This window comes from Pseudomonas sp. EMN2 (assembly GCF_009650555.1).
GTDB classification, from domain to species: Bacteria; Pseudomonadota; Gammaproteobacteria; order Pseudomonadales; family Pseudomonadaceae; genus Aquipseudomonas; species Aquipseudomonas sichuanensis.
This window is the reverse complement of sequence record NZ_VZZR01000098.1, coordinates 1-9,727: the sequence shown is the minus strand read 5'-3', so window position 1 is coordinate 9,727 and position 9,727 is coordinate 1. Positions and strand designations below refer to the sequence as shown.

12 protein-coding genes are annotated in these 9,727 nt (G+C 62.8%); 5 read left to right on the top strand and 7 right to left on the bottom strand.

Annotated elements, in window-relative coordinates; all coding sequences use genetic code 11:
* The first annotated feature begins 206 nt into the window (after positions 1 to 206).
* Positions 207 to 839: a LysE family translocator gene (locus F6X61_RS24010; protein ID WP_153788836.1), complete on the top strand. Its 633-nt coding sequence runs from the start codon at positions 207 to 209 to the stop codon at positions 837 to 839.
* Positions 840 to 875: 36 nt separating this feature from the next.
* Here F6X61_RS24010 and pbpG read toward each other — a convergent pair whose 3' ends face one another.
* Positions 876 to 1,802, bottom strand: coding sequence for a D-alanyl-D-alanine endopeptidase (gene pbpG, locus F6X61_RS24005; RefSeq protein ID WP_153788835.1), 927 nt, complete (start codon positions 1,800 to 1,802; stop codon positions 876 to 878).
* Between the two features lie 355 nt (positions 1,803 to 2,157).
* On the opposite strand from pbpG, the gene F6X61_RS24000 reads away from it, so the two are divergent.
* Positions 2,158 to 2,535 carry a hypothetical protein gene (locus tag F6X61_RS24000; RefSeq protein WP_256671412.1) on the top strand — a complete coding sequence of 126 codons (378 nt, stop codon included), beginning with the start codon at positions 2,158 to 2,160 and terminating at the stop codon, positions 2,533 to 2,535.
* A 122-nt stretch (positions 2,536 to 2,657) separates the two neighbouring features.
* Here F6X61_RS24000 and F6X61_RS23995 read toward each other — a convergent pair whose 3' ends face one another.
* Positions 2,658 to 2,840, bottom strand: a complete 183-nt coding sequence (locus F6X61_RS23995) for a hypothetical protein (RefSeq protein WP_153788834.1) — start codon at positions 2,838 to 2,840, stop codon at positions 2,658 to 2,660.
* A 101-nt stretch (positions 2,841 to 2,941) separates the two neighbouring features.
* Complete coding sequence (locus tag F6X61_RS23990) at positions 2,942 to 3,286, bottom strand: hypothetical protein (RefSeq protein WP_153788833.1); 345 nt, start codon at positions 3,284 to 3,286, stop codon at positions 2,942 to 2,944.
* 162 nt (positions 3,287 to 3,448) lie between these two features.
* Between F6X61_RS23990 and F6X61_RS23985 the strand changes: the two genes are divergently transcribed.
* Positions 3,449 to 4,270 carry a shikimate 5-dehydrogenase gene (locus tag F6X61_RS23985; protein WP_153788832.1) on the top strand — a complete coding sequence of 274 codons (822 nt, stop codon included), beginning with the start codon at positions 3,449 to 3,451 and terminating at the stop codon, positions 4,268 to 4,270.
* A gap of 175 nt (positions 4,271 to 4,445) precedes the next feature.
* Here F6X61_RS23985 and F6X61_RS23980 read toward each other — a convergent pair whose 3' ends face one another.
* The 3 genes from F6X61_RS23980 to F6X61_RS23970 form a co-directional block, all read right to left on the bottom strand.
* Entirely contained in the window at positions 4,446 to 4,688 is a 243-nt protein-coding gene (locus F6X61_RS23980; protein WP_153788831.1) for a hypothetical protein, read from the bottom strand.
* Between the two features lie 94 nt (positions 4,689 to 4,782).
* Positions 4,783 to 5,310, bottom strand: a complete 528-nt coding sequence (gene gloA, locus F6X61_RS23975; protein WP_153788830.1) for a lactoylglutathione lyase — start codon at positions 5,308 to 5,310, stop codon at positions 4,783 to 4,785.
* A gap of 205 nt (positions 5,311 to 5,515) precedes the next feature.
* Positions 5,516 to 5,875, bottom strand: a complete 360-nt coding sequence (locus tag F6X61_RS23970) for a histone-like nucleoid-structuring protein, MvaT/MvaU family (RefSeq protein ID WP_110994653.1) — start codon at positions 5,873 to 5,875, stop codon at positions 5,516 to 5,518.
* A gap of 356 nt (positions 5,876 to 6,231) precedes the next feature.
* On the opposite strand from F6X61_RS23970, the gene F6X61_RS23965 reads away from it, so the two are divergent.
* Positions 6,232 to 7,521: an OprD family porin gene (locus F6X61_RS23965; RefSeq protein ID WP_153788829.1), complete on the top strand. Its 1,290-nt coding sequence runs from the start codon at positions 6,232 to 6,234 to the stop codon at positions 7,519 to 7,521.
* Positions 7,522 to 7,584: 63 nt separating this feature from the next.
* Complete coding sequence (gene cobF, locus F6X61_RS23960; protein ID WP_153788828.1) at positions 7,585 to 8,334, top strand: precorrin-6A synthase (deacetylating); 750 nt, start codon at positions 7,585 to 7,587, stop codon at positions 8,332 to 8,334.
* Between the two features lie 30 nt (positions 8,335 to 8,364).
* Here the strand turns inward: cobF and F6X61_RS23955 are convergent, their stop codons facing one another.
* On the bottom strand, positions 8,365 to 9,579 hold the full coding sequence (locus F6X61_RS23955) for a glycosyltransferase family 4 protein (RefSeq protein WP_153788827.1): 1,215 nt from the start codon (positions 9,577 to 9,579) through the stop codon (positions 8,365 to 8,367).
* Positions 9,580 to 9,727 lie beyond the last annotated feature (148 nt).

The window sequence follows — 9,727 nt, the reverse complement described above, 5'->3', positions numbered from 1 at the left end:
TTCACAGGAATAATTGGCCCGAAACAAACTGTGGGAGCTGGCTTGCCAGCGATGCGCCGCGCGGGCGGCGCTCGATCTTGAGAGCGCTGCACATCTATCGCCCTGCACCTGGTGGCCCACATGCAATCCCAAGCACGGCTCAGCGTTCCAAGGCGGGATCATCTGCGGATACACTTCACCCCTCAATCACCACAAGGACGTGCACGATGCCTGATTTCACCAGCCTGCTGGCCTTCGCCCTGATCTGCCTGGGCATGGTCCTCACCCCCGGCCCGAACATGATCTACCTGATCTCCCGCTCGATCTGCCAGGGCCGTGCGGCCGGGCTGATCTCGCTGGGCGGCGTGGCCCTGGGCTTCGTCATCTACATGCTGTGCGCGGCACTGGGCATCACCGCGCTGGTGATGGCGGTGCCGCTGGCCTACGACGCGCTGCGCATCGGCGGCGCATTGTACTTGCTGTACCTGGCCTGGCAGGCGCTGCGCCCGGGTGGCCGCTCGCCGTTCCAGGTGCGCGACCTGCCGGCGGACAGCCCGCGCCGGCTGTTCGGCATGGGCCTGTTGACCAGCCTGCTCAACCCCAAGATCGCGGTGATGTACCTGTCGCTGATGCCACAGTTCATCGAACCGGGCCACGGCAGTGTGCTGGCCCAGTCGCTGGTGCTGGGCTGCACGCAGATCATGATCAGTGTGTCGGTGAATGCGTTGATCGCCGTGATGGCCGGCTCCATAGCCGTGTTTCTCGCTGGCCGGCCAGTGTGGCAGCAGGTTCAGCGTTGGCTAATGGGGACCGTGCTGGCGGGGCTCGCCGTGCGCATGCTGGCCGAAGGCCGCCGCTGAAGGCGTGCCCCGCGTCCAGCGGGGCGGCGCGTGCTGTCAGTCCTGAACCAGGCGCGGGCGGGCCTGACGCTCGCTCTTGTACTGCATGGCCACCGATGGCGCCGCCTTGGCACTGCCGGTTTCCAGCCATTGACGCATGCGGCTGGCATCGGCGAAGTGGGTGTACTTGCCGTAGGCGTCGAGGATCACCATGGCCACCGGGCGGTTGTCCATCCGGGTCAGCAGCACCAGGCAGTGGCCCGCCTCGTTGGTGAAACCGGTCTTGGTCAGCTTGATGTCCCAGTTGCTCTTGTTGACCAGGTGGTCGGTGTTACGAAAGCCCAGGGTGTAGTTGGGTTTGCGGAACGCCACGGTTTTTTCCGGGGTGGTCGACAGTTCGCCGAGCATCGGGTACTTGCGCGAGGCCATCAGCAGTTTGGCCAGGTCCTTGGCGGTGGACACGTTCAGCGTCGACAGACCGGTCGGCTCTACGTAGCGGGTATGGCTCATGCCCAGCGCGCGGGCCTTTGCGTTCATGGCCTTGATGAACGCGCCGTAGCCACCAGGGTAGTGGTTGGCCAGGGTGGTGGCGGCGCGGTTTTCCGACGACATCAGGGTAATCAGCAGCGTCTCGCGACGGTTCAGCTCGCTACCCAGGCGTACCCGCGAATACACGCCTTTCATCTCCGGGTTGTTGGCGATGGTCATGGTGAGCATTTCGTCCATGGGCAGCTTGGCGTCGAGCACGACCATCGCGGTCATCAGCTTGGTGACCGAGGCGATGGGGCGCACGCGATCGGCGTGGCTGGCGTACAGCTCCTGGTTGGTGTTGAGGTCGATCAGCAGGGCGCTGCCGGAGGCCAGGTGCAACTTGCTGGGGTCACGTTGGGCCTGGGCCGGGGGTTGTGCAGCAGCGGTCGACGGGAGGGTCGCAGTACCTGTGAGCAACAGCAGCAGGCTGAGGATGGACAGGGAAGTTTTCACGTTGAGGCTCACTAAATGTTGGTATGTCGTTGGCTGTGCAAGGGTTTTCCCCCAAAAAACCGATGCATTGTGGAGTATGGCTGAAAGGCTGTCGAATGCCTTATATCCAAAGGGCGCAAGGTGAACGAAATTTAATCCTGTACCCATTCTGGCCGAACACGACCGGTAGCGTTTCCGGTGGTGGCAGAGGTAATGCGCCGACCGGCCGTAAGCGGTGATTGAGCCTCAATGGCTGGGCTTTCCTGCGACAAACTCTATAATTCGCTGCCCAGATCGCCAAGGTAGGCTTCGGTCGCTGGAGGTGGGCATGAAGGTGTGAGTGTTTTGCTCTGCCTAGGTCGAAAGGACATGATTGATGCGTAGTTTGTTTATGTGTGCGGTACTGTGTTTGTCATCCGTTGCCCAAGGCTCGAATTTCGAAGATATGGACAGCGCCAAGCCGCAGATATTGAAAGTGGACCGTTGTTCGAATGCCGCGTTTATCGCGGTCTCCATCCTGGAAGACAGTGATGATGGACTCAAGCAGCAGCTCGCACTCACGGGCGCTTTGTCGGGGCTGGAAAAAGGCAAGCTGGGAGAAGCAACACCCACCTATCTGGAATTGAAAGTCACTCATCAGTTTGCATATCGAGAGTCAATCGGCATGCCGCGACCCTTCGGCAAGCGTGAGCATGACTGGCTGGTCGCCCAGGCGGCGGCGGGGTGCGTCATGTGGATGCCGCTCGAGGGCTAGGCTTTGTACGAAAAGTGCCTGCGCGACGCAGAAGCCGCCGCCGTTTTGTGCAGGCAAAAAAAGCCCGCCGGGCAGGCGGGCGAGGGGACGCTTGGGGAGCAACACACAACAACAGATTCGGTTCAGGCAGTAAGGCAGCTGTCGAGCAACTGCCCGGCCAGGGTCTCGGCCGAGGAACGGGTGGTCAATGGGCCACTGATGGCTTCACCGTTGCGCATCAGGTACCAGCACGCCAGCTGGCCTTGTGCACGCAGGCTGGCCGGTACGGCGCTGCCGATGACGGACATGATCTGGATGGGGGCCATGGGGGATCTCCTGTGAAACATGGCCCCACATTACGCAGACGCCGTGAAGGTTTGAAATCAATGGCTTCGATAGTGGTCATTGATTTCATCAACTGTGCTGGCTACCAGCGGGGTGGGCCGTAATAAACCGGCGGCGGGCCGTAGTACCGGCGATAAACCGGTGGCGGAGGTGCCGGTACATAGCGTTCGACCACGTAGGGCTGGTAGTACACGGGGGGTGGCGGCGCCTGCACATACACCGGTGGCGGTGGGTAATAGGCAGGTTGGCGCTCGACGTATACGGTGCGGTCATGCCCACCGCTGACGGCTGCCCCGACCACCGCGCCCACCACTGCAGCGCCGATCACCGGCCCCGGGCCATACCAGCCGCCACCGTGGGCGGACGCCTGCCCGCTGACGGCCAGCGCGCCGACCAGCAGGGCGATTCCGGGGATGAAACGCTTCATGGTCAATCCTCGCAAGACAACCCCACGCTTGGGGCCTGATTACTATGACCGCAGTCAGGGTCAAGTGAGCGCAGGTGGAGAGTAAAGGTTGTGTAAGGGGCGACCGACGGCTGCCTCTGTTACGCTGAGTCAATCGTTTCAGCAGCCTCGACAGGAGCGGCAATGATCCCTTCCCCCAGCAGCGCCACTGTGTTGTGCATTTCCCTGGCCGGGCGCCCCGGTACCTTCGGCGTGCGTTTCCACAACCACCTGTACCAGCAGCTCGGGCTGGATTACTACTACAAGGCCATGACCACCCGGGACCTGCCTGCCGCGGTGGCCGGCATCCGCGCCTTGGGCATTCGCGGTTGCGGTGTGTCGATGCCGTACAAGGAGGCCTGCATGGCGTTGGTGGATGAGATTGATCCGTCTGCGCTGGCGATCGAGTCGGTCAACACGCTGGTCAATACCGACGGTCACCTCAAGGCCTACAACACCGACTATCTGGCGGTGCGCCAACTGCTGCAACGCCACCAGGTCGACCCTGGCACAGGCTTTGCCTTGCGCGGCAGCGGCGGCATGGCCAAGGCGGTGGCCAGTGCGCTGCGTGATGCGGGCTTTGCCGACGGCACCATCGTCGCCCGCAACGAACAGGCCGGGCGGCACCTGGCGGATGTCTGCGGCTATCGTTGGTTGCCCGAGCTGGGCGACCTCTGCCCGCCGATGCTGGTCAATGTCACGCCGATTGGCATGGCTGGGGGGCCGGAGGCCAATCAGCTGGCGTTTTCGGAAGATGCGATCGCCGCGGCCGAGCGGGTGTTCGACGTGGTGGCGATGCCCGCGCGTACGCCACTGATCCAGCGGGCGGAAGCGCTGGGCAAACCGGTGATCACCGGGCTTGAGGTGATTGCCCTGCAGGCGCTGGAGCAGTTCGTGTTGTATACCGGGGTGCGGCCGACGGATGAGCAGGTGGCGGCGGCGGTGGCTTTTGCCCGGGGCGGCTGAATGCAGGATTACACATGGCTTGAAACCAGCGCAGTCGGTGTAGGAGCGGCCTTGTGCCGCGAAAGGGCTGCAGCGCAGCCCCGGCGATTTCTGTTCTTACGCTGAAACCCTGGGGCCGCTTTGCGGCCCTTTCGCGGCACAAGGCCGCTCCTACAGCGGGCGTGCAAGTACAGGCTTAAAACACCTTGTGCCCATCATCCAACTGATGGTCCACCAGCGCCCGGCCATGGGCCAGTGATACATGCTGGGCGTTCTCCAGATCAGCGAAGAATTTCATCGGCATCGACAAGCGCTTGCTGGTACGCCCGCCTGGATCGGTAATCAGGCAGCCGGCGGCATAGGGCAGGGGGGAATCGGGGTGGGGCATCACGCTGGCGGTGATGGTGTGCTTGCGGTATTCACAGTGAAGGGTTTGCATCGTCCTTACCTCGCTGTGGCTATGGAAGGGTTACTTCCATATACCACGGCAAGGGGCCGGGAGTTTCCGGCCCGACGAGCGCGAGCGTCGTCTGTCAGTCGTTCAGCGCGGTCGGCTGGATGACTTCGACCCAGTAACCATCCGGGTCCTTGACGAAGGCCAGGTGGTTCATGCGGCCATCGGCCAGGCGCTTCTGGAAGGGCACGTCCAGCGCCTCGAAACGCGCGCAGGCTTCGCGTACGTCCGGCACCGAAATGCAGATGTGGCCAAAGCCGCGCGGGTCGGTGTTGCCGTTGTGGTAGGCGAACTCAGGGTCGTTCTCGGTGCCGTGGTTGTGGGTCAGCTCGAGCACGCCAGGGATCGACTTCATCCACTGGTGGCGCTCGGCGTCGTCGGCAGGGATCTGCGCCGGGTCGACCAGGGCCAGGAAGTACAGGCTGAAGGCCGCCTCCGGGAAGTCGCGCTTGTCCACCAGGCGGAAACCCAGCACACGGGTGTAGAAGTCCAGCGATTTCTCGATGTCCTTGACCCGCAGCATGGTGTGGTTGAAGACGAATCGGGCAGTGGCGGTGTCTGGCTGGGCGGTGACGCCGGGCAGGGTGTTCAGATCGTGCAGGCTCATGGGGACTCCGGAATCAGGGCCTAAAACAGAGGGGCATGATACGGCAGCCAGCCGCGAGCGCAAACGAAAGCGCCCTGCACGAGTGCAGGGCGCTGGAATTAGAGGCCCGCATGTGCGGGCGCGTGATGGGGTCGCTAGTCCTTTAGCTGGTTCGATACTGTTACAGAGCTTGTGAAAAATGTGTGAAGCCGGTGTTGATATTTCATCAGCGAACCCAGCTTTCCACGGTCTGCGCCCCGTACTGTTCTTTCCATGCCTTCAGCCCACGGTGGTTGCCGCCTTTGGTCTCGATCAGCTCGCCGGTGTGGGGGTTCTCGTACACCTTCACCACACGGGGCCGACGTTGCTGTTTGGCGGCAACTGCCGGGCCTCGCGCGGTCGCTTTGGGGTCGAGAATGGCGATGATGTCGCGCAGGCTCTTGTCATAGCTTTTCATCAGGCCGACTAGTTTCTGCTCGAATTCGATTTCGCGTTTGAGGCCGGCATCCTTTTTCAGCGCTTCCAGTTGTGCCATCTGTTCCTGTAGCGCTTTTTCGGCAGCACGAAACTCTGCAAGTCTGGACACTGTCATCACTCCTGTAAGTCTGCCGTGGCATGGCGTAACGAACATGGAAGTCACACTAGACGCCGGCCACGCGGGTGGGTATTGCTGTTCGCTGTTAGTGAGTGTAGTAGTCGTGGGCAGGGGGGTAAACAGTAAACTTTCAATTGTTTATCCGGGAACTTTGCCGGTTTTTCGCAACCGCTTTGAAATTGCATCAATAGCGGCTCTCGGCTGCGCTAGACCATGGTCCAATGGCCCATTGCAGAGCCTTCGAGGCAAAATTGGCGATGATGGTCGAAATCTGTTCGTTCATCGCGTAGTGCCGGTGCAGGTGGCTGCCCGGATTGTTTTTTGCCTTTCTCTGGATGTTCCCTCGCATGTTTGCCCCTTTTCCTCTCGCCCCTGGGCGCAGTGTTGCCGGCTTGTTCTTGCTGTGCGCCGGTGTCAGTGCCCAGGCTGCCGGTTTTGTTGAAGACAGCAGTGCCAAGATCGAAGCCCGCAATGTCTATTTCAACCGCGACTTCCGTGATGGTCACAGCAGTTCCAGCCAGGGCGCGTCGAAGCGCGAAGAATGGGCGCAAGGGTTCATCCTCAATGTCCAGTCCGGTTATACCCAGGGCCCGGTCGGATTCGGGGTGGATGCCTTGGGGATGGTCGGTTTCAAACTGGATTCCAGCCCGGCTGACAGTAACAGCGGACTGCTGCCGTCGTCCGGGCATGACCCGCGCCACTCCGCCGACCAGTACGCCAAGATGGGCATTGCCGGCAAGGTGAAGGTCTCCGAGACCGTGCTCAAGTACGGTTCGATGATGCCGGACGTACCCTTGCTCAAGTACAACGATGGCCGTTTGTTGCCGACCATGTTCCACGGTGCCTGGCTCACCTCCGAAGAGGTGCGTGACCTCAAGTTCACCCTGGCGCGCCTGAACCAGTACACCGCGCGGGACTCCACCGACCGCCAGGACATCCGCGTGCACTGCAAGAACAAGCGCTATGCCTGCGATATCGAGGCCGACCACTTTGACCTGGGCGGTATCGATTACCGCTTCAACGAACGTGTCAGCGCCCAGTACCAGGTATCCAAGCTCGAGAATATCTACCGCCAGCACTTCCTCGGCCTGGTTGCCAGCCAGCCGCTGCAGGTGGGTACCCTGTCGGCCGACCTGCGCCTGATCAAGAGCGATGACATCGGCAACGCCCGCGCCGGAAACATCGACCACCGCGCCTTCAGCGGCATGCTCGGCTACAGCCTGGGCGGCCACAAGCTCAGCGCCGGCTGGCAGCGCATGTATGGCGAAAGCGCCATGCCGTACCTCGACGGCACCAACCCGTACCTGGTCAACTACGCCCAGGTCAACGACTTCGCCGCCGCCCAGGAGCGCTCCTGGCAGCTGCGCTACGACTACGACTTCAAGGCCATCGGCGTGCCCGGCCTGACCTTCTTTACCCGCTACATCAACGGCGACAACATCAAAGTGCCGGGCAGCACTGCCGAAGGCAAAGAGTGGGAGCGCGACACCGAGCTCAAGTACCAGGTGCAAAGCGGCACGTTCAAGGACGTCAGCGTGCGCCTGCGTAACTCCACCTACCGCAGCAACTACGAGAAGTGGGCGCGGGACATGGATGAGACGCGGGTGATCGTCAGCTACAACTTCTCGGTCTTCTAAGCGCCTTTGCCAAATGCCGGTGGTCATCCGAGAATGACTACCGGCATTCAGGCAGGGCAGGCGATGAAGCAACTTCTGTTGATCGGTATCGGCCCCGGCGACCCCCGCCAGGTCACCTACGAGGCCGTCGAAGCCATGCGCCGGGCCACGGTGTTCTTCGTGCTCGACAAGGGGCAGGAGAAAGATGAACTGGTGGGCCTGCGCAAAGCCATCCTCGAGCGCTACCTGCCCGACGGTGGCTACCGCCTGGTACAGGTCGCCGACCCACGGCGCGATGCCCAGGCAGCGGACTACGTTGCTGCCGTGCACGACTGGCACGTGCAGCGCGCCGCGCTGTATGCCCGGCTGATCGAGGACGAACTCGGTGCCGATGATGTCGGCGCTTTCCTGCTCTGGGGTGAGCCGGGGTTGTATGACAGCACCTTGCGCATCCTTGAGCTCGTGCGTCAGCGTGGCCTTGCGCTGGAGCTTCAGGTGATTCCTGGCATCAGCAGTATCCAGGCCCTGGCGGCCAGGCATCAGGTTCCCCTCAATCGCATCGGCGAGCCGTTGACCGTGATGCCGGGCCGTCGCCTGGCTGGGCAGGCACGGATCGACAATGCGCTGGTGATGCTCGATGGCCAGTGCGCGTTCGCCGCATTGGACGACCCGCAACTGACGATCTACTGGGGCGCCTACCTGGGCACGGCCGATGAACTGTTGATTGCCGGGCCGTTGCAACAGGTCAAGGCGCAGATTCTCGACGCGCGTGAGCAGGCCCGGCGGCGCAAGGGCTGGATCATGGACACCTACTTGTTGCGCCGCGAACCTTGAGGCCGTGCTGCCTCGTCGTCCGGCAGCCGGTTACCGACGCTCGCGTCGCAACATGGCCCCGACGAAGTTGTACAGCCGCTGTTCGTGCATATGCACGAGGCTGTGTTCGATGCGCCCGAGCAGCACGGTGGCATGCCGCTGGCGGTCGAAGCGTGACTTGAGCAACGGCGCGCAGGCGTCCTGCGCCCGTTGCCATTGCGCCTCGTCGCTGTACAGCTGTGCAGCCGCCTTGGCCAGCCCTTCAGCGGTGTCGGCGATGCTGCCCGGCCAGGATTGCTGCCCTTGGATACCCTCGGCACCCACCGGTGTGGTCACGCAAGGCGTGCCATGGCGCAGCGCATCGAGCAGCGGGCCGTCAATGCCAGCGCCGGACCGTAGTGGTGCCAGGTACACACGGGCGCTGCCCAGCAACGTCTCGACGCACGCCGCCTCGCCCATCACATGCAAGCCCTGCTCCGGTGCATGCAAGGCCATGCTCCTGGCTGACGGGTTGGCACCATGGAGGTACAACTGCGCTTCGGGCAACTGGCGGCGCAGCACCGGCCAGAGATTGTGCCTGAGCCACAGCAACGCATCATGCTGGGCAGGCGAGGCGAAGTCGCCCAGGCACACGAAGTGCTGGCGCTCGGCGAACGGGCGCGAGGTAGCGGCAGGCTCGACCAGTGGCGGGCAGTAATGCAGCAGGTAGTCCGGCACACCGAAGCCGTTGACCAGCAGGTCGAACTCGGCTTGCGAGGTGAGCAGCGTCAGGTCGCAGCGCCAGATGGCCGCCAGTTCGCGTTGGGTCAGCTCGGTGGGCGCCATCTGTCGATACAGGTCCGGGCCGTTGGTGGCGAACAGGGCGCGGAAGTCGTTGGGGTCCAGGCCTTCGATCAGGCGTCGGCGCAGCAGTTGCTGGCGGGTATCGCGCAGGCTTTGCAGGCCGCCGGTCAGCAACACGCGCAGGGCTTGGGGGAGGTGTTGGGTGACCTGGCTGGCGTAGTGCTCTTCGCTGGTGAAACTGTCGAACAGCACCACGTCTGCGGCCTGGCTGGCGAAGAAGTCGTCGTTATCGGTGCTGATATGCTGCTCGAGCACGCCAAGTGCGGCGAGGTCGGCCTTGGCCTCGCAGGCTTGGGCCGAGCTGGAGAAGGTGACTTGCCAGCCGCCCGCCAGGAAGGTTTGGAGAATCTGCAGCAGGTACTGGCCGGCGCTGCAGGCCTGTGGCTCGGGCCAGCGATGGCTGAGGACCAGGAGATGGGGCATGGGGGGAGGGCCTTGGGGCAAAGGGCGCTATTTAAACATATGGGGATGGGGTGGGCTGCCATGGGTATGGCGATGAATTTGCAGCGCCTATGAGATCGAGCGCCGCCCGCGCGGCGCATCGCTGGCAAGCCAGCTCCCACATCTGTTT

What these genes read in the sequence shown, in the direction of transcription:
- F6X61_RS24010 (WP_153788836.1), top strand. Translation starts at nt 207, where the DNA reads ATGCCTGATTTCACCAGCCTGCTGGCCTTCGCCCTGATCTGCCTGGGC.
- F6X61_RS24000 (WP_256671412.1), top strand. Translation starts at nt 2,158, where the DNA reads ATGCGTAGTTTGTTTATGTGTGCGGTACTGTGTTTGTCATCCGTTGCC.
- F6X61_RS23995 (WP_153788834.1), bottom strand. Translation starts at nt 2,840, where the DNA reads ATGGCCCCCATCCAGATCATGTCCGTCATCGGCAGCGCCGTACCGGCC.
- F6X61_RS23990 (WP_153788833.1), bottom strand. Translation starts at nt 3,286, where the DNA reads ATGAAGCGTTTCATCCCCGGAATCGCCCTGCTGGTCGGCGCGCTGGCC.
- F6X61_RS23985 (WP_153788832.1), top strand. Translation starts at nt 3,449, where the DNA reads ATGATCCCTTCCCCCAGCAGCGCCACTGTGTTGTGCATTTCCCTGGCC.
- F6X61_RS23980 (WP_153788831.1), bottom strand. Translation starts at nt 4,688, where the DNA reads ATGCAAACCCTTCACTGTGAATACCGCAAGCACACCATCACCGCCAGC.
- gloA (WP_153788830.1), bottom strand. Translation starts at nt 5,310, where the DNA reads ATGAGCCTGCACGATCTGAACACCCTGCCCGGCGTCACCGCCCAGCCA.
- F6X61_RS23965 (WP_153788829.1), top strand. Translation starts at nt 6,232, where the DNA reads ATGTTTGCCCCTTTTCCTCTCGCCCCTGGGCGCAGTGTTGCCGGCTTG.
- cobF (WP_153788828.1), top strand. Translation starts at nt 7,585, where the DNA reads ATGAAGCAACTTCTGTTGATCGGTATCGGCCCCGGCGACCCCCGCCAG.
- F6X61_RS23955 (WP_153788827.1), bottom strand. Translation starts at nt 9,579, where the DNA reads ATGCCCCATCTCCTGGTCCTCAGCCATCGCTGGCCCGAGCCACAGGCC.